This window comes from Carboxydothermus islandicus (genome assembly GCF_001950325.1).
GTDB classification, from domain to species: Bacteria; Bacillota; Z-2901; order Carboxydothermales; family Carboxydothermaceae; genus Carboxydothermus; species Carboxydothermus islandicus.
On the sequence record NZ_BDJL01000033.1, the window covers coordinates 1 to 17,106 of the forward strand.

General features: G+C 43.8%; 22 protein-coding genes and 1 riboswitch. Of the genes, 21 read left to right on the plus strand and 1 reads right to left on the minus strand.

The annotated features are described in order from the left end of the window. Positions 1-452 precede the first annotated feature (452 nt). From ciss_RS05550 to ciss_RS05610, 13 genes are all read left to right on the plus strand, one after another. Positions 453-707, plus strand: coding sequence for a nucleotidyltransferase family protein (locus ciss_RS05550; protein WP_077177467.1), 255 nt, complete (start codon positions 453-455; stop codon positions 705-707). Then, complete coding sequence (locus ciss_RS05555) at positions 704-1,009, plus strand: nucleotidyltransferase domain-containing protein (RefSeq protein ID WP_075865303.1); 306 nt, start codon at positions 704-706, stop codon at positions 1,007-1,009. Before ciss_RS05550 ends, ciss_RS05555 begins: the two co-directional genes overlap by 4 nt. Further along, positions 1,003-1,410 (plus strand): HEPN domain-containing protein, encoded by a 408-nt coding sequence (locus ciss_RS05560; protein ID WP_075865304.1) that lies wholly within the window; start codon positions 1,003-1,005, stop codon positions 1,408-1,410. Before ciss_RS05555 ends, ciss_RS05560 begins: the two co-directional genes overlap by 7 nt. Continuing rightward, entirely contained in the window at positions 1,403-2,140 is a 738-nt protein-coding gene (locus ciss_RS05565; RefSeq protein WP_075865305.1) for a tyrosine-protein phosphatase, read from the plus strand. Before ciss_RS05560 ends, ciss_RS05565 begins: the two co-directional genes overlap by 8 nt. A gap of 67 nt (positions 2,141-2,207) precedes the next feature. Continuing rightward, a riboswitch (cyclic di-AMP (ydaO/yuaA leader) is annotated at positions 2,208-2,337 on the plus strand. 80 nt (positions 2,338-2,417) lie between these two features. Further along, positions 2,418-3,653 carry a glutamate 2,3-aminomutase gene (gene eam, locus ciss_RS05570; protein WP_075865306.1) on the plus strand — a complete coding sequence of 412 codons (1,236 nt, stop codon included), beginning with the start codon at positions 2,418-2,420 and terminating at the stop codon, positions 3,651-3,653. Between the two features lie 133 nt (positions 3,654-3,786). Beyond that, a complete protein-coding gene (locus ciss_RS05575) occupies positions 3,787-4,602 on the plus strand; it encodes an electron transfer flavoprotein subunit beta/FixA family protein (protein WP_075865307.1) in 816 nt (271 codons plus the stop codon). Between the two features lie 82 nt (positions 4,603-4,684). After that, on the plus strand, positions 4,685-5,695 hold the full coding sequence (locus ciss_RS05580) for an electron transfer flavoprotein subunit alpha/FixB family protein (protein WP_075865308.1): 1,011 nt from the start codon (positions 4,685-4,687) through the stop codon (positions 5,693-5,695). Next, positions 5,696-6,991 carry an FAD-dependent oxidoreductase gene (locus tag ciss_RS05585; RefSeq protein ID WP_075865309.1) on the plus strand — a complete coding sequence of 432 codons (1,296 nt, stop codon included), beginning with the start codon at positions 5,696-5,698 and terminating at the stop codon, positions 6,989-6,991. After that, a complete protein-coding gene (locus tag ciss_RS05590) occupies positions 6,988-7,269 on the plus strand; it encodes a ferredoxin family protein (protein WP_011345342.1) in 282 nt (93 codons plus the stop codon). Before ciss_RS05585 ends, ciss_RS05590 begins: the two co-directional genes overlap by 4 nt. A 71-nt stretch (positions 7,270-7,340) precedes the next feature. Continuing rightward, positions 7,341-7,544 carry a ferritin family protein gene (locus ciss_RS05595; protein WP_075865310.1) on the plus strand — a complete coding sequence of 68 codons (204 nt, stop codon included), beginning with the start codon at positions 7,341-7,343 and terminating at the stop codon, positions 7,542-7,544. A gap of 12 nt (positions 7,545-7,556) precedes the next feature. Then, complete coding sequence (locus ciss_RS05600) at positions 7,557-7,799, plus strand: spore coat protein (protein WP_075865311.1); 243 nt, start codon at positions 7,557-7,559, stop codon at positions 7,797-7,799. A 49-nt stretch (positions 7,800-7,848) separates the two neighbouring features. Continuing rightward, entirely contained in the window at positions 7,849-8,283 is a 435-nt protein-coding gene (locus tag ciss_RS05605) for a DMT family transporter (protein ID WP_075865312.1), read from the plus strand. A 152-nt stretch (positions 8,284-8,435) separates the two neighbouring features. Next, complete coding sequence (locus ciss_RS05610; protein ID WP_075865313.1) at positions 8,436-8,858, plus strand: putative zinc-binding protein; 423 nt, start codon at positions 8,436-8,438, stop codon at positions 8,856-8,858. Here the strand turns inward: ciss_RS05610 and ciss_RS05615 are convergent. Continuing rightward, positions 8,855-9,655 carry a sulfite exporter TauE/SafE family protein gene (locus ciss_RS05615; protein WP_077177470.1) on the minus strand — a complete coding sequence of 267 codons (801 nt, stop codon included), beginning with the start codon at positions 9,653-9,655 and terminating at the stop codon, positions 8,855-8,857. The two genes, ciss_RS05610 and ciss_RS05615, sit on opposite strands and share 4 nt — an antisense overlap. Before the next feature lie 185 nt (positions 9,656-9,840). On the opposite strand from ciss_RS05615, the gene ciss_RS05620 reads away from it, so the two are divergent. The 8 genes from ciss_RS05620 (at position 9,841) to ciss_RS05655 (ending at position 17,040) form a co-directional block, all read left to right on the plus strand. Further along, positions 9,841-10,911: an ABC transporter substrate-binding protein gene (locus ciss_RS05620; protein ID WP_075865314.1), complete on the plus strand. Its 1,071-nt coding sequence runs from the start codon at positions 9,841-9,843 to the stop codon at positions 10,909-10,911. 17 nt (positions 10,912-10,928) lie between these two features. Then, complete coding sequence (locus ciss_RS05625) at positions 10,929-11,705, plus strand: ABC transporter permease (RefSeq protein ID WP_075865315.1); 777 nt, start codon at positions 10,929-10,931, stop codon at positions 11,703-11,705. Further along, positions 11,706-12,455 carry an ABC transporter ATP-binding protein gene (locus tag ciss_RS05630; protein ID WP_075865316.1) on the plus strand — a complete coding sequence of 250 codons (750 nt, stop codon included), beginning with the start codon at positions 11,706-11,708 and terminating at the stop codon, positions 12,453-12,455. 98 nt (positions 12,456-12,553) lie between these two features. Beyond that, the gene (locus tag ciss_RS05635) at positions 12,554-13,120 is read left to right on the plus strand and encodes a LemA family protein (RefSeq protein WP_075865317.1); all 567 of its coding nucleotides are present in this window, start codon (positions 12,554-12,556) and stop codon (positions 13,118-13,120) included. Positions 13,121-13,130: 10 nt separating this feature from the next. Further along, positions 13,131-13,913: a TPM domain-containing protein gene (locus ciss_RS05640; protein WP_088775861.1), complete on the plus strand. Its 783-nt coding sequence runs from the start codon at positions 13,131-13,133 to the stop codon at positions 13,911-13,913. A gap of 24 nt (positions 13,914-13,937) precedes the next feature. Next, positions 13,938-15,746: a sensor domain-containing diguanylate cyclase gene (locus ciss_RS05645; RefSeq protein ID WP_075865318.1), complete on the plus strand. Its 1,809-nt coding sequence runs from the start codon at positions 13,938-13,940 to the stop codon at positions 15,744-15,746. Positions 15,747-15,787: 41 nt separating this feature from the next. Continuing rightward, positions 15,788-16,630: an SDH family Clp fold serine proteinase gene (locus ciss_RS05650; RefSeq protein WP_075865319.1), complete on the plus strand. Its 843-nt coding sequence runs from the start codon at positions 15,788-15,790 to the stop codon at positions 16,628-16,630. Between the two features lie 86 nt (positions 16,631-16,716). Continuing rightward, positions 16,717-17,040 (plus strand): nucleotidyltransferase domain-containing protein, encoded by a 324-nt coding sequence (locus tag ciss_RS05655; protein WP_075865320.1) that lies wholly within the window; start codon positions 16,717-16,719, stop codon positions 17,038-17,040. The last annotated feature ends 66 nt before the right edge of the window (positions 17,041-17,106 follow it).

Genomic DNA, 17,106 nt, shown 5'->3' on the forward strand with positions numbered 1-17,106 from the left:
TAATAAGTTTAGTTGAGAGGTATCAACAACTTCGGGTAAACTCATGAACCGCCGTATACCGAACGGTACGTACGGTGGTGTGAGAGGACGGGGGTTAATTACCCCCTCCTACTCGATTTAAATATTTGCTCTGTTGTAATAGTGAATCCTGGTAGAACAGAAGAAGATAAATAGAAAAAATTAACAGTTCTAATTGTAAGGGCCGGTAAGTTAAGATACAATTATAGTAAATAAAAGCGGAGGGGTAAAAATGACACCGCGGGATGTCACAGGGTTTTGAGAGGTGTGAAGTGTGAGGTGTGATGTGAGATTTGTAAACAGGTGGTGGAAGCATGAGCCGCTATACAGATGAGGATATAATTGAACAGCGGGAGTGGCTGAAAAAGAGGCGGGAAAGACAGGAAGAAGAGAAAAAGATTTTACGGGAAGAAGCTTTAAATTAAGCTAAGGAAATAGCTGAATTTATCCGCCAAAGGTACGGAGTAAAGGATGTTTATTTGTTTGGTTCTTTGGCCGATGAAAATGCTCTTTTTACCCCTATTTCGGATATAGATATTTTTATAGCGGGGAAAATTGAGGGAAGTTTTTTTAAAATGGTAGCGGAATGTGTGGATTTAGCGGTACCTTTCCAGGTACATCTCGTATTAGAAGAAGATGCGCCGGCAAGTTTAGTGGAAAAAGTTTACCGGGAAGGGAAGAGGTTATGATTACTTTGCATCCAGAAATCTTAAATTTAAAAAAGCAGCTTTTAGAAAAGTTTAATCCCCAAGAAATATATCTTTTTGGTTCCTTTGCCCGGGGGATGGCAACTGATAAAAGTGATATTGATCTATGTATTGTAATGGAATATAACGAGAAAAGGGAAACTTTGACGCAAATTTATTTGTCGTTAGATTGTTCTAAACCCTTTGATATTATTTTGTATCACCCCGATGATTGGTATAAGCTTATTAAACAAAGGGATAGCTTTGCATATCATATAAAAAGTAAGGGGGTGAAAATATGGTAGACAGTAAACGTTATCAAGATTGGCTAAATTATGCTAAACAAGATATAAGGGCGGCAAAAATTTTAAAAGATCATGACTGTGGCTGGAATTTAGTTGCTTTCCAGTGCCAGCAGGCGGTAGAAAAAGCATTAAAAGCATTTATTTTGTATAAGTCGGGTGAGATTCCGACCAGTCATAGCCTTTTATACTTAAATAAACTTGCTGCGAATTATTTACCCGAACTTTCAAAGTTTCTTAAGGATAGCTCTTTTTTAAATCAATTTTACATAGAAACCCGTTATCCACCTGAAAATCCTTTATTGCTAAGCGAAGAAATCGGGTTGGAATGTTTGAGGATTGCAGAAGAAATTGTAACTCATCTTGAAATTATTTTAACGAAAACGGAGGCAGAAAATGTTTGATCTTCACTGTCATATACTACCTGGAGTCGACGACGGGCCGGAGAAGCTTGCTGACTCAATCGCCTTAGCCCGGGAAATGGCGAAAGTAGGTTTTAGCGAAGTGGTGGCGACTCCGCACTTTGTTGCCGAAGGTGGGTTTTTGGAGCCGGAAGAAGTAATCCGCAAAGTAGAAGTTTTAAACCAGGCCCTGGGGGCGGAGGGTATAGCGCTTAAAGTCTACCCGGGGATGGAGCTTTATCTTACCCCGGAGCTGCCGGAGTTAATAGCCGGAGGTAAAGTCCTTGGCTTAAAAGGGGAACGGATTTATTTAATTGAACTGCCGGTTAGCCAAAAACCGCCCTGGCTTACCTTCTACTTAGCGGAAATAATCGGAGCCGGGAATAAAGTAATCATTGCTCACCCGGAGCGGTACCGGTATTTACGGGAGAACCGGGAAGAAATTGAGGAGCTTTTGGATATGGGGATTGTTTTTCAGGTAAGCCTGACCTCCCTTTTATCCGGTTATTTCGGGGAAGGAAGCCGAAAAAGTGCCCGGTGGTTTCTGGCCAAGGGGGCACTGGCCGGCACCGATGCTCACGGTCCGGGGAGTATAAAGTTTTTAGAGGAGTATCTTAAACCGGAAGTATTTACCAATAACCGCCGGTTTTTTGAGGGAAAATCCTGCGAACCGGTGACTTTGGAAATACAAGGAGAAAAGCAAAAGAAAAAATCGTGGTTTAAATTTTTCTAATATAACCAAAAAATGTTACAAAATAGTCAAGAAGCTTGAAAAAAATTATTTTACTTGGTAAAATATTATTAACTAAACGCTGAATTCCCGTTACGGGAAGCGGGGGAACCATCTTTTGGGGTGAATCCTTTTCAGGTAGGGCGACTCCTTCCGCCCGAACCCGTCAGCTAACCTCGTAAGCGTCGAAGGGGGAGCAAAAAAGGGTATTTTTTGCCTTTTTGACCCTCCTCCTGGAGGGTTTTTTTGTGCTCCCTCTGAATTGAAAGGAGGGATTTAAATGAATAGAGTAAGAATTTCGCAGAAAGATGAAGGATTAAAACGGCAAAGAGAGCTTACCCGGATTGGTCGTAGTAGGTTAAGGGAAAGAAATAAGGTTTTATCGGGATTTGAAGCCTGGGAAAAGATTCTAAAACAAAAGGAAAAGATTTTAAAGGTTTTAGGCGGAACAGAAGAAGACTGGCAGGACTGGCGCTGGCAGTTTAAAAATAGGGTAACATCGCCGGAAGTTTTGCGAAAAATTTTGCCTTTAAGCGACCAGGCTCTCTGGGAACTTCAGGAGGTCAGTAAAGTTTATCGCTTTGCCATTTCGCCTTATTATTTGAGCTTAATCGATCCCGATGATCCCGATTGCGGTATTAAGAAGCAGTCGGTTCCTTCCATTTTAGAGATTTTAGATGATACCGGTGAACTGGATCCGATGAATGAAGCGGGGACTTCGCCGGTGGCGGCGGTTACCCGGCGTTACCCGGACCGCTTGATAATTAATGTTACCAATATGTGCGGGATGTATTGCCGTCACTGTCAGCGGCGGAGAAATATCGGCGAGGTGGACCGGAAAACTCCCCGGGAGCAAATTAAAGAAGCTCTTCTTTACATCCGGGAGCATAAAGAAATCAGGGATGTTTTAATTACCGGTGGGGATGCGCTTCTTTTATCCGATTTGGAGTTGGACTGGATATTAAAAGAACTTTCCGCAATACCCCATGTGGAAATTAAAAGGATTGGTACCCGGGTACCGGTGACCCTGCCGCAAAGGGTTACCGATAATCTGGTTAAAATATTAAAAAAATACCCGCCGATATATATCAATACCCAGTTTAACCATCCCCGGGAGGTAACTCCTGAGGCCAAGAGGGCGGTGGATAAATTAATTGAAGCGGGAGTGGTATTGGGTAATCAGGCGGTGCTTTTAAAAGGAGTAAATGACAATCCCGTAATTATGGAGAAATTGAACCATGAGCTTTTAAAAATTCGGGTACGGCCGTACTATATCTTCCAGGCGAAAAGGGTACGGGGAACGATGCATTTTGTTCCCAAGATTGAAGACGGATTAAGGATAATGGAAAGCTTGCGGGGCTATACCTCGGGCCTGGCAGTGCCGTATTATATTGTCAACGCGCCTGGAGGCTTTGGGAAAATTCCGCTTTTACCCCAGTATTTAATTGAACTTTCGGAAGAAGAAGCAATTTTGCGCAACTGGGAAGGCCGGATTATCCGGTACCCCAATAGTTAATCATGAAGGACCGTCTACCGTTTGGTAGGCGGTTTTTTTATTGCACCAAAGAAACTTTACTTATTTGTTATTTAACTCACAGAAAAATTTTCAATCCTGGGTAAACTAAAAACAAACGTCTGGAGGTGGTATTGTGCATGCGGTAGTTTTACTAAAACAGGTGCCCGATACGGCGGAAGTGCGGATTGACCCTAAAACCAATACTTTAATCCGCGAAGGGGTGCCATCAATTATCAACCCGTACGATGCCCATGCCCTGGAAGAAGCTTTAAGGCTTAAGGATAAATACGGCGGTAAGGTGACGGTGGTTTCGATGGGCCCACCGCAAGCGGCCGAGGCTTTGAAAAAAGCAATTTCTTATGGAGCCGACCGGGCGATTTTACTTACCGACCGGAAGTTTGCCGGATCGGATACCCTGGCTACCAGCTATGTTCTGGCTAAAGCGATTGAGAAGATTGTGTCACAGGAACCGGTGGATTTGGTGTTTGCCGGTAAGCAAGCTATCGACGGGGATACGGCGCAGGTAGGACCGGGGGTGGCAGCCCGGCTCAATATGGCGCTTATTACATACATTGAGCGGGTGGAGGAGTTTAATCCAGACGAAGGATATGTGGTGGCGGTAAGGAAAATTGAAGGGCGGAAAGAGTATGTGCGGGCAAAGCTTCCGGCGCTTCTTACGGCTTTAAAGGGGATAAACGAAATCCGCTATGCCACTATGCCGGATATGATTCGTGCTGCCCGCTACCAGCCGGAAGTGTGGGGGAAAGAGCAATTAGATGTGGAGGAAGCTTTTTTAGGGCTTAAAGGCTCACCCACACAGGTGTGGAAAAGCTTTGTGCCGCAAGCCAAAGCCCGGGCCAAAGTTGAGATGCTAACCGGCAGTCCCGAAGAAGTGGCCAAAGCCCTGGTGGAGAAGTTAGTACCGCTAACGTTAATAGCAAACAAGTAGTAATTTGGGGACAGTCCCTAAATTTATACTTAAAGTATAAAAAAAAGAACCGTCCCTAAAATTATACTAAGGTGGTGGTTGGATGCATGCTCAAGGCGTTTGGGTTTTTGTGGAGCATTTAGGCGGAGAAGTAGCTCCGGTTACTTTTGAGCTTTTAGGCAAAGGACGGGAACTGGCCGATGATTTAGAAACTGAACTGGCAGCGGTGCTTTTAGGTGATGGTGTCCGGGATTTTGCTGAGCAGCTTTTCCGCTACGGTGCCGATAAAGTTTACCTTATTGACGACTCTGTTCTGAAAGATTATCGGACTTATCCTTACGCTAAAGGCATTGTCAAACTTGCGCAGAAATATACGCCCGAGATTATCTTAATCGGGGCGACTACCTTGGGCCGGGATTTAGCCGGAGTAGTGGCGACCTGGCTTAATACAGGGCTGACGGCGGATTGTACCGAGCTTTCTATCGACAAAACTACCCGGCTTTTACACCAAACCCGCCCGGCTTTTGGCGGCAATATCATGGCGACCATTCTCTGTAAAACCGCCCGGCCGCAGATGGCTACCGTACGCCCCCGGGTATTTCCCCTGCCCGAACCCAAACCCAGAATTGGCGTGGTAGTGGAAGAGGAGCTTGGGATTTTAGAGGAGGAAGTTCCGACCCGGATAATTAAGTACGAGGAGGAAAAGGGACCGGGAGTTTATCTTGATAAAGCGGAGATTATCGTTGCCGGGGGCCGGGGACTTGGAAGTAAAAAGAACTTTCGGCTGGTGGAGGAATTAGCTGAAGTTATCGGGGGAGTAGTAGGAGCCAGCCGCCCGGCAGTGGAAGCGGGCTGGATACCTTATGCTCATCAGGTGGGCCAGACCGGGCAAACGGTGCGGCCCAAGCTGTACATTGCCTGCGGGATTTCCGGGGCAGTGCAGCATTTGGTTGGCATGCAGATGTCCGAGGTGATTGTAGCCATAAACAATGATCCCAGTGCTCCGATTTTCAATATAGCTACTTATGGTATTGTGGGCGATGTACTGGAGATACTTCCCGCAATTACCGAAGAAGCACGCCGGGTGTTGGCAGGACAAAGGGGGGTGCGGTAAATGCCCGAAAAATTTGATGTTGTGGTGGTTGGAGCAGGACCTTCGGGACTGGCGGCAGCCTATAAACTGGCGGAAGCGGGACTGAAAGTTATTGTAATTGAACGGGGCGAATTTCCCGGCGCCAAAAACGTTATGGGGGGCATTATTTATAAAAAGCCCACCGAAGCTGTTTTCCCGGAAATTTTTAAAGAAGCCCCGGTGGAGCGGCCGATTATTGAGCAGCGGTATTACTTTTTAACCGATACGGCAAAAATTGGCTTTTCCTATCGAAATCCCCGGTATAAAGAAGACATCAGTGGATATTCGGTTTTTCGAGCGAAATTCGACCGGTTTTTAGCCAAAAAAGTTCAGGAAAAAGGAGCGCTTTTAATTACCGAAACGGTGGTGGAAGACTTAATTGTCAAAGATGGCAAAGTAAAAGGGGTTGTTGCGGGGCGGAAAGAAGGAGAAGTCCTGGCGGATGTGGTGGTGCTGGCGGAAGGAGCCCATTCTTTATTAGCCCAAAAATACGGCTACCAAAAACCCATCCCGCCGCAGAACCTGGCGGTGGCGGTAAAAGAGGTGATTGGCCTGCCGGCTGCGGTAATCGAGGACCGGTTTAACATCGAGCCCGGGGAAGGAGTGGCGATTGAGCTTTTCGGCAAAGCAACTGCCGGTATGGTGGGAACAGCCTTTATCTACACCAACCAGAATTCCCTTTCCATTGGGGTTGGCGCTTTAATGTCGGATCTTATTAAAAGGCGGATTGGCCCCAATGATTTAATTGAAGCGTTTAAAAACCATCCGGCAATTAAGCCGTTGCTGCGCGACGGCGAGGTAAAAGAGTACCTTGCCCACTTAATTCCGGAAGGGGGCTATAAAGGAATACCGAAGCTTTACGGTGATGGGATTGTGATTGTGGGCGATGCAGGGATGCTGGTAAACTCCATCCACCGGGAAGGTTCCAATTTGGCCATAACTTCCGGAGCATTGGCGGCGAAGGCGATAATCAGGGCGGCAAGTCAGGGGGACTTTTCCGCTAATACTTTAAAGGTGTATGAAGATTATTTGAAAGAAAGCTTTGTTATGAAAGACCTGGAAAAATATAAAAATGCCAAAGATTTCTTAGAGCAAAATCACGACCTGATGACCGCTTATCCCGATATGATGGATGAGGCCTTTTTTGAACTGTTTATGGTAGACGGAGTACCGAAGCGGGACAAGTTTAAGGCAATTAAGGAAAAAGCGCTATCTAAGAGGTCTTTCTGGCAGATGGTCAAAGATGTCTATGGTCTCTGGAAGGGGTTGATTCGATGAATTTAATGGATAAGCTTTATTTAAACCGGTTTGTGCCGGACAATGAATCGCATCTTAAAATAAAAGACCCCAAAATTTGTAAAGAAAAATGTGATGCCAAGTACTGCACTTACATTTGCCCTGCCGGGGTTTACTCCTGGGATAAGGAAAGTGAGCGGATCATGATTGCCTATGAAGGGTGTGTGGAGTGCGGCACCTGCAAGTACGGCTGCCTTTTTAATAACATCGAATGGCGCTATCCCCGGGGCGGCTTCGGGGTAAGCTATAAATTTGGGTAAAAATGGAAAAATAAACCATAAATAAATTAAAACCTTCTCGGGAAAAGTAAAAACCGAGGAGGTGATTTTTTATGCAGCTTTCCCAGAAGGAGCTTATTTATCTTCAGGAGCTTGCCAAGCTTGAAGGGCTTCAGGCAGCCCGGGCTTCTTTTTATGCCCAGAATGCCAGTGACCCGTCTTTAAAATCCCTGTTTAGTCAGATTTCCAGCAACTGTTCCCAGCATGCTTCAAGCATTAACAATTTGCTTTCCCAGGCGGGTATAACCATGCACTAAGGAGGTGGCAAAATGCTCAAAGATCAAGACATGATTACGGATATTCTTTCTTTTGAAAAGTTTTTATCTACCATTTATCACACGGCGGTAATGGAAGCTTATTCCGACCAAGTCCGGAATACTTTAATGCAGGCTCATAACGATAAATTGAATAATGCCCGGCAGCTTTTTAATACGATGTCTCAAAAAGGCTGGTATCAGGTTCCGCTGGTGCAGCAAACCGGCAACGAAATCCGGGTCCGTCCCACCATGTAAACCGTGGCAAAAGCCACGGTTTTATGTTAGGAGTAGGGGGGTTAAATTTATGGACGGAAAAATTATAGCTTATGTAGTAGCTGCTCTGGCCGGGGCAGCTATGGCTGTTCAGGGCTCAATGAACAGTGCTTTAAGTAAAGCCATAGGTCTTGCCAAGACTACCCTTATAGTACATATCGTTGGAACAATTGGGGCGGCCCTTTTTGTTTTATTTAGTAAAGAGAAAGGGAGTGAATTACAAGGACCATGGTATTATTACTTAGGTGGTTTAATAGGGGTGGTTATTGTTTATGCTGTAGCTTTTGCGATGCCTAAAGGAGGGGTGGCAGCAGCAACGACGGCTATTGTAGCAGCGCAGCTTTTAACCGCCGGAATAATTGACCGCCTGGGGATATTCAACCTGGCAAAAACCCCTTTTTCCTGGCAAACGATTTTAGGAGCGGTTTTTATTATTACAGGGGCCTGGTTGGTATTAAAGGAATAAATACTTGACATTTGAGATGAAAAATAATAATATTATAAAGCAATTACGAAAATACTAAAAAAATAAAGTATAAAAATAGGGACAGTCCCTATTTTTATACTTTAAGTATAGTAAAAAGAACCGTCCCTAAAATTATACCTGGAGGTGAAAGGGTGAAAAATTACGAAAAAATAGCTGTTACCCCCTGTGCCGGGATTGGACAGGTTTTTGGGGCGATAACGAGGGAAGCAGCGTATAAACTGGTGGAAGAATTATATCCGGAGAATACTGTTCTCGTTTGCTTACCGGCGCTGGCTACTGGTGTTCAGGAAGATATTGATTTTATCAATGATTATCCGGTGTTAGTGCTAAATGGCTGTAAAGACCGGTGTGCTACTAAAGCGGTTTTGGATAAAGGCGGTAAGATAGATTTTGAAGTGTATTTACCGGATGTGCTTAGAGAAGAAAAGCTCTCTTTGGCCGGTGAGAAGAGAAGCCGGCTGGGAGAGCGAAGCCGAAAAGCGATAGATGCTCTGGCAGATAGGGCAGCTAAGATAATAAAAGAAAATGTAAGAGTTTCTGAAAAAGCCGTTTAAAGGGTAAGAAGTCTTACTGCTACCAGGGCTAAAGCAATTGCCAGGCCTTTTTTAATGGTGCTGCCGGAAATTTTTGCGGAAATTCGAGCCCCTATTTGCGCGCCGATAATGGCGCCAATGGCATAGGCAATGGCCTTTGGAAAGACCACATGGCCGTAGGCAATGTGGGAGATTACCCCGATTAACGAGGTTATTACCAGGATAAAATGGCTGGTGGCGGTAGCAATATGCATGGGAAAACCTAAAAAGCCCATCAGCGGAACGTGAACAATTCCGCCGCCAATTCCTAAAAGAGAAGAAATTACACCTACTCCTAAGCTAATACCAATCCCAAGCCACAGGTTAAAAGAATACTCATATTTATTCCCTTCGGCATCAATAATTTCCCGGGTTTCCTGCCCGGGAATTTTTTTCTCCTGGATCTCTTTTTTGTCATTATTGGTTTTGTGAAAAAATGTTCGAACTGCCAGAAAAAGTAACAGTAAGGCAAACAGAACATTAAAGAGGCGCGAATGAAGAAAACTGTTTAAATACGCTCCCAAAATTGCACCGGGAATGGTAGCCAGGGCAAAGTAAAAGGCGGTGCGAAAATCCACCCGTTTTTGCCGAATGTAGGCTATACTGCCGGATAAAGCGTTAAAAAATACCATGAAAAGGGAAGTACCGGCTGCGGTCTGGGGTGAAAATTTTGCCACTAAGATAAGATAAGGGATTAAGATAAAGCCTCCTCCGGCTCCGATTAAAGTACCGATCATCCCGACAAATATTCCGATGATTACGTTTAAAAGATGTTCCATAATTTCCACTCCTGCTCCCAATATGTTCTGTATTGTAGGAGAAGCCCTTTTATTCCAAAGACCTCCAACTTCTTACTTCCTAATAGGGCCGACCACCGTTAATATTTTAACATTTTTTTCTTTTCTAAAAAAAGAACCTTTTGCTGATTTGCTGCATAAAATTTAAGAGCGAAGGAGGGAGCTGTATGAAAAAGGGTTTCCTTATATTTTTAGCGCTGGTACTTTCGGTAGTATTAGTGTTGGCGGGTTGTAGCACGGGGACATCGTCTAAGGAGCCGGAAAAATTATCATCTACTTTTAAGATGGAGCCCCTGGAACAGAAGGTTACCGTAACGGTGGGCTTGAAAAAAGTGGTGAGCGATGCGGGTATCTTAATAGGTATGGCCAGGGGGTATTACCAGGAGCTCGGAATAAAAATTGAGCCGGTACAGTTTAACTCCGGGCAGGAAATGATTAACCAGCTGGCGGCCAAAGGTTTGGATGTTGGTTGTACGGTGACTTCTGCAGCATTATTTAACGCTATGGGGCGGGGAATACCGATAAAGATTGTGGCAGATAAAGGCTATAACCTGCCGCAAAAAGGCTATTACCGGCTGGTGATCAGAAAAGATTTGGTAGGGGAAATTAAAGATTATAAAGACTTAAAAGGGAGAAAAATTGCCATTGTCGGCACTGCATCACTGGATGAAATTTGCCTGGACCGGGTCTTAAATAAAGGTGGGCTTACTACGAAAGAGGTGGATTTACAAATTATCCGCTCCTTTCCGGATATCATTGCAGCCTTTGCCAATAAATCTATAGATGCGGCTATGGTTATCGAACCTTTTGTGACCCAGGGAGTGGAAAAAGGCTTAATTGACCGCTGGAAAGACCCGGTGGAGTATGATCCCGATGCTCAGATTGCCATTTTGGTATTTGGACCGTCGATTACCGAAAAGCCGGAAGTAGCCAAACGGTTTATGTTAGCTTATGTCAAAGCCCTGCGGGATTATAACGATGCCTTTATCAAGGGGAAGGACCGGGAACGGATTATTTCTATCTTAATGGAGTACTCGACGGTGAAAGACCGGTTGCTTTATGAAAAGATGTATCCGGTAGGATTAAATCCTAACGGTTATGTGAAGAGAATCGGGATTGAAAAGGATCTTGCCTGGTATAAAAACCGGGGGCTTTTGGAAAGTGATGTCAAAGCCGAAGAAGTTATAGATAACTCCTATGTAGATTTTGCTTTAACAAAACTTGGTATTTACGAATAAAAAAGGGGTGCGGGGGAATGGAAAATAAGCTTCCTAAAAAAAATTTAATCTTAAAAGGAATCTCAATCCTTTCCCCCCTGCTTTTTCTTTTTTTGTGGGAGGTACTGGCGAGGTATCAATTACTAGATACCCGCTTGTTTTCCTCCCCCTCGGCTATTTTAACGGCCCTGCCACCTTTAATTCAAAGCGGTGAACTTTTCTGGCATACCTATATAAGCTTGAAGAGAGTGTTTTTGGGTATTTTACTTGGAGGCGGTTTAGGTATTGTTTTGGGGCTTTTAATGGGTCTTTCGGCTATTATTCGGGCGTTAATTGAACCTTTAGTTGCTGCTACTTTTCCGATCCCTAAAATTGCCATCATGCCCTTGATTCTTTTAATTTTTGGCCTGGGAGAAGCCTCAAAAATTGCTACTATTGCCATTGGGGTTTTTTATTTGGTGCTGATTAATACTTTAGCGGGGGTAGTAAATCTCGACAAAGTATATTTTGAAGTGGCGGAAAATTTTGGGGCTAACTCCTGGCAGAAGTTCTGGAGTTTGGCCCTGCCAGGAGCACTTCCTCTTATTTTTACCGGCATTAAGCTTGCCCTCGGCACCGGGCTTCTTTTGGTGGTGGCGGCAGAGATGTCGGCGGCCCGGGCTGGCCTCGGGTACATGATCTGGCGGGCATATGACATGTTTGCCATTGAGGAGATGTTTATTGCTCTTTTAATGTTATCGCTGCTGGGCTATGTGCTGTCCTACTTACTGGATTTTATCGAGAGCATGATTATCCCCTGGAAGGGGGGCGTGTAGGTGGAAAAAGTTCAGGTGGAAAATGTTAAAAAGATTTTCTTTTCCCGTAACAAACAGGTAATAGCTTTAAAAGATATCAGTTTTACCGTAGGAAAAAACGAGTTTATTACCATTGTTGGGCCTTCGGGATGTGGAAAAACTACTTTACTCCGGATTATAGCCGGGCTTATTCCGCCGACAATGGGAGAGATTAAAATACTCCGGGAGGATCCAGAAAAGCCGCTGACAGCAATGGTTTTTCAGGAGCAGTCGGTATTTCCCTGGCTTACGGTTTACGAAAATGTGGAGTATGGTTTAAAATTGCGAAAACTACCGAAAAAGCTTCGCCAGGAAAAGGTGGAGTATTATTTAAAGGTTACCGGACTTTTAGATTTTGCCCGGGCTTATCCCAAAGAATTATCGGGAGGGATGAAGCAGCGGGTAGCGGTGGCCCGGGCTTTTGCGGTGGAGCCGGAGGTTCTTTTACTGGATGAACCGTTTGGGGCTTTAGATGAGCAGACCCGGCAGGTACTACAGCAGGAACTTTTAAAAATCTGGGAGGAGAAAAAAATAACTTCCCTGTTTATCACCCATAGCATCGATGAGGCGATTTTTCTGGGCGATAAAGTGCTGGTATTATCGGCTCGCCCTGGAACTGTAAAGGCCATACTGGAGGTAAACCTTCCCCGCCCGCGGGACTTAATAGCTGTAAGAAAAAGCGATGAGTATAAAGTTTTGTTTGAAAAAATATTTACTCTTCTTCGCAATTAATTATTAAAATTTTGTCACATTTTCCGACAAATGTTTGAATGTTTTTTCATAATAATGTAAAATAAGGTCGAGAAAAAATAAATTATGGAGGTAGTACGATGAACCAGAAGTCCCTTTTCTGGGTGATTGTAGGAATAGTTATTGTATTTTTACTGTATGGATTTTCTACCTATAATTCCCTGGTGGCTTTAAACGAAAAAGTTGATGCGAGTTTAAGTGAAATCGATAACCAGTTGGCCCGGGCGGCGGACCTTTTACCCAACCTTGAAGCAACCGTTAAAGGATATGCAGCCCACGAAAAAGAGATTTTTTCTGATATTGCTAAAGCCAGAAATTTAATGCTTTCTGCCGGTACCGTTTCCCAGCGGGATGAAGCGGCAGGAGAGCTTAGCGATTTAGTTGGCCGGCTTTTAATGTTGACCGAAAATTATCCAAATATTAAAGCTGATGCCCGATTTGCTCAGCTAATGGATGAGCTTGCCGGAACGGCTAACAGGATAACTGTGGCCCGCCGGGATTATAACGAAGCGGTAAGAAAATATAATACCCGGATAAAGACATTCCCAACCAAAATTATTGCCGGAATGTTTGGGTTTACGGAAAGAGATTATTTTAAGGCACCGGAAAATGCCAGAACTTTCCCAAAGGTGAACTTCGGCCAGTAGGTGACAAAAAGTGAAAATTTATAAATCTTTAGCAGGAGTAGTAATACTCCTTTTTCTTGTTGCCTCTACGGCTTTAGCTATTGTACCTGAACCTGAGACGGATATTTATGTTGCCGATTATGCCGGGGTATTATCCCATGAGACCAGGCAAGAAATCCTTAAGGTAAACCGGGTGCTTTATGCTAAAACCGGAGCACAAATAGCGGTGGTAACGGTCAATAGCTTAGAGGGGATGACGATTGAGGAGTACGCCCTGGAAGTTTTACGCCTGTGGGGTGTGGGAAGCAGGGAGAAAAATAACGGGGTGGTAATTTTAGTAGCTATCGAGGATCGTAAAGCCCGGATTGAAGTTGGCTACGGCCTGGAAGGGGCTATTCCCGATGGTAAAGCGGGAAGGATACTGCGGGAAGAGATGATACCTTACTTTAGCCGTGGGGATTATGATAGGGGGATTCTTTTTGGTTTTCGACGAATAGCAGCAGAAGTAGCTAAAGAGTACGGAGTGAACCCTGCGGAATTAAGTAAAGAAAATCCTGCTGCATACCGGGTAAAATCCGGTGTATCCGCGGAAGTAATTGGAGCGGTTTTTGTAATACTGATAATCTTATTTTTTCTTATCACCGCTCTGCTGCGACCGCGAAAATACAGCTATTATGGTTCTTATCGAGAACCGGACTTTGACCCGCCGATTTTTATTCCTCTGCCGGGGCCTTTTGGCGGTGGGGATGATGATTTTGACGACCGTTTTGGCGGTGGCTCCGGTGGCGGGGGTGGGGCCAGCGGCGGCTGGTAGGCACGATACAGGAGGGAGCAGTAGTTGGAAGGCTACAAGAGAAAATTACTTCTGGTGTTTGTCGGGGCATTTTTGTTTTTGGCTTTTGCCCGGTATTATACACCGATTATGTACCGGATTTACACTCATGAGCAATATCTGGGTATTCACACTTTTTTAGAGCTTATTACGGTGTTTGTTTCTTTTTCGATTTTCAGCATGGTCTGGTTGATGCGCGAGGGACTTACCGGGAGAAGCGGGCGGTTTTTATACGTTTTGGGTTTATTCTTTTTTGCAGTGGGCTGGGTTGATTTACTGCATGCTCTTTCGTATAAAGGCATGCCTGCCTTTATTACCGAAAGTTCCCACCAGAAAGCTACTTTTCTCTGGCTTTATGGGCGTTTCATTGTAGCTTTTGCGGTTATTATTGCCAGTCTTCACCTCTGGGGAGCAGAGCGGATTAAGGTCCGTTCGTGGCTTATTGTTTTTACCGACATAGTGTTAATAGCGATTGCCTTTTTGTTTTCCACGGTATATTTAAAATATATTCCCCCGCTTTTTATCGAGGGACAGGGGCTTACTTCCCTTAAAGTTTCATTGGAACATCTTTTAATGGTTTTGTACGGTTTGGGGTTTTTTCTGATTTTTTGGAGAAGACAGGAATTAAAACTCTCGTTAATAACAAATTTAGGGTATTTTCTAATTTTTACTTTCTTTTCGGAAGCAGCTTTTACTTTTTACAAGAGTGTATACGATACTTATAACTTAATTGGGCATTTGTACAAAGTTTTGGCTTACATCTTTCTTTTCCGGGCTATATATCTTTCGGGGATTATAACCTACTTTTATAATTTAAGCGAAATGGGCAAGATGAGTGAAGAACTTTTAAAACATCAAATCGACTTAGAGGCAATTTTAAGGATTCACGGGGATAAATTGCAACAGTTAATACCTAAAGCCGAACGGATTGCCATTTACTTAAAAGAAGGGGAACATACCTATCGGGCGGGGTACAGCAGCGGGAAATTTCAGGAGATGTTTCCCGAAAGAGGGATAGTTTATTTTAAAGATTTAGAAAAAGTTTTTGGCTTAAGTATTGAGACCTTTGAAAACTTAAACGAAGTCTTAGAAATGTTACAACATAAAGAATATACCCCTTTAATAAAAGAGATTTTTGCCCACAGCAAACAGGTGTTATATATTCCTTTGGTGGCTGAGGGGGAGTTTTTTGGTTTTATTTTAGCATATATTTTCCGTCCTTTTGTAAAGTTTGATGAAGATGACTTTGATACCGCTCACTTTTTCCAAAAATTTGCGACCTTAGCTATTGTCCAGGCTAAGAGGCAGGAGATTATGGAGAAATTATCTTACGAAGATAGTTTGACGGGGCTTCCGAACCGGCGTTACTTTTTTGAAGAGCTTAATAAAATAAAATACGATGCCGACCGTTACGGTGAGCTGTTTACGGTGGTTTTTTTAGATATGAATGGTTTAAAAGAAATCAATGATAACCTGGGTCACCAGGCAGGAGACCTTGCTTTAAAATTAATAGGACAAAAAATCCGGGAAAATATTCGCCAGAGTGATGTGGGTGCGAGACTTGGCGGCGATGAGTTTGGGATTATTTACCGCAAGATGGGGCTGGAGGAAGGAAAAAAGAAAATTGCAGAACTAAAAACGAATTTTTCAGCCTTAAAGATAGAAAAATACCAGCGGGAATTTTCTTTAGCAGTCGGCGGGGCCACTTATCCGGTGGAAGCCGGAAGCGTGGAGATTTTGTTAAAGCTGGCGGACGACCGGATGTATGAAGATAAAAGGAAAATAAAAGAGGCAAGGAAGCTAATAAAAGAGTAAAATATAAATAGCGGGAAAAGCAAAAATTTGCGAAAATTGAGGTGAGAGAGTTGAAAGTTTCTCTTTTTGATTTTTTCTGGTTTTTACTTTTACTGATGTCGTTGATTCCAATGTTTAAGCAACAAAAAATTGAGGTTTTGCGGCTTAAAATTATCCGGGATTTTGAAATGAAAAGAAAGTCGCGCTTAATAACCATGATTCACCGGCAGGAGACGTTTAGCTTTCTTGGTCTTCCCGTTAGCCGCTACATCAATATCGAGGATTCGGAGCAGATACTGCGAGCAATTCGCCTTACTCCCGATGATATGCCCATCGACCTGGTGCTCCATACCCCCGGTGGTTTGGTGTTAGCAGCGGAGCAGATAGCGGAGGCGTTAAGAAAACATCCGGCTAAAGTTACTGTCTTTATTCCCCACTACGCGATGTCCGGTGGAACTTTAATCGCTCTTGCTGCCGATGAAATCGTCATGGATGAAAATGCGGTAGCCGGGCCGGTAGATCCGCAGCTTGGGGAATACCCGGCGGCATCAATATTAAAGGTAGTGGAGCAAAAAGGCCCGGACAAGGTGGAGGATAAAACCTTAATAATGGCGGATATTGCACGAAAGGCTTTAGCCCAGGTGGAAAATACGGTGGTGGAGCTTTTGTCCGATAAGATGGATTTAGAAAAAGCCCGGGAAGTAGCAAAGCTTTTATCCCAGGGGACCTGGACCCACGACTATCCCATTTCCGCCCAGCAGTTAAAAGAGCTGGGACTTCCGGTGTCGACGGATTTACCCCGGGAGATTTATGACCTTATGGATTTATATCCGCAGCCTCAGGGCCGCCGGCCGTCGGTACAGTATATTCCGCTGCCCTACGGGAAAAATGACCTGCCGAAATAAATAATTGTACCCCCTTGGAAGGGGGTATTTTTGTTGACAGTATGGAAATAATAGGAGAAAATTAGGTTAAAAGGTGGTGAATTTTTATGAAAAATTTATTGAAGAACGAAGAATTAAAAAAAATATACCATAATTTGGTAAGTAACCTTTTAACCATCTTTCAGGATAATTTAAAAGAAGTTATCTTATTTGGTTCTTATGCGCGGGGAGAAGAAAGTGAAGACTCGGATATTGATATTATTGCAATAGTTGACTTGAGTCCGGAGAAGTTAAAAGATTATCGCGAGGAGATTTTAAAAATTCAATTAGATATCTTGAATCAGTGGGATCTGGTAGTATCAATATTGCTTCAAAGTTGTTTATGGCAAAATAAAAGTGCAGAGTTTGGCAAGGTAAAAGTGCAGAGTTAGGATTAGTAAAAAAAAACCATTGCCAGCAGTCCCAAAATCTAATAACCTCTTGTTTGTAGACCAATA

Coding starts and splice junctions, on each gene's coding strand:
- ciss_RS05555 (WP_075865303.1), top strand. CDS start 704: ATGATTACTTTGCATCCAGAAATCTTAAATTTAAAAAAGCAGCTTTTA.
- ciss_RS05560 (WP_075865304.1), top strand. CDS start 1,003: ATGGTAGACAGTAAACGTTATCAAGATTGGCTAAATTATGCTAAACAA.
- ciss_RS05565 (WP_075865305.1), top strand. CDS start 1,403: ATGTTTGATCTTCACTGTCATATACTACCTGGAGTCGACGACGGGCCG.
- eam (WP_075865306.1), top strand. CDS start 2,418: ATGAATAGAGTAAGAATTTCGCAGAAAGATGAAGGATTAAAACGGCAA.
- ciss_RS05580 (WP_075865308.1), top strand. CDS start 4,685: ATGCATGCTCAAGGCGTTTGGGTTTTTGTGGAGCATTTAGGCGGAGAA.
- ciss_RS05585 (WP_075865309.1), top strand. CDS start 5,696: ATGCCCGAAAAATTTGATGTTGTGGTGGTTGGAGCAGGACCTTCGGGA.
- ciss_RS05590 (WP_011345342.1), top strand. CDS start 6,988: ATGAATTTAATGGATAAGCTTTATTTAAACCGGTTTGTGCCGGACAAT.
- ciss_RS05595 (WP_075865310.1), top strand. CDS start 7,341: ATGCAGCTTTCCCAGAAGGAGCTTATTTATCTTCAGGAGCTTGCCAAG.
- ciss_RS05600 (WP_075865311.1), top strand. CDS start 7,557: ATGCTCAAAGATCAAGACATGATTACGGATATTCTTTCTTTTGAAAAG.
- ciss_RS05605 (WP_075865312.1), top strand. CDS start 7,849: ATGGACGGAAAAATTATAGCTTATGTAGTAGCTGCTCTGGCCGGGGCA.
- ciss_RS05615 (WP_077177470.1), bottom strand. CDS start 9,655: ATGGAACATCTTTTAAACGTAATCATCGGAATATTTGTCGGGATGATC.
- ciss_RS05620 (WP_075865314.1), top strand. CDS start 9,841: ATGAAAAAGGGTTTCCTTATATTTTTAGCGCTGGTACTTTCGGTAGTA.
- ciss_RS05625 (WP_075865315.1), top strand. CDS start 10,929: ATGGAAAATAAGCTTCCTAAAAAAAATTTAATCTTAAAAGGAATCTCA.
- ciss_RS05635 (WP_075865317.1), top strand. CDS start 12,554: ATGAACCAGAAGTCCCTTTTCTGGGTGATTGTAGGAATAGTTATTGTA.
- ciss_RS05655 (WP_075865320.1), top strand. CDS start 16,717: ATGAAAAATTTATTGAAGAACGAAGAATTAAAAAAAATATACCATAAT.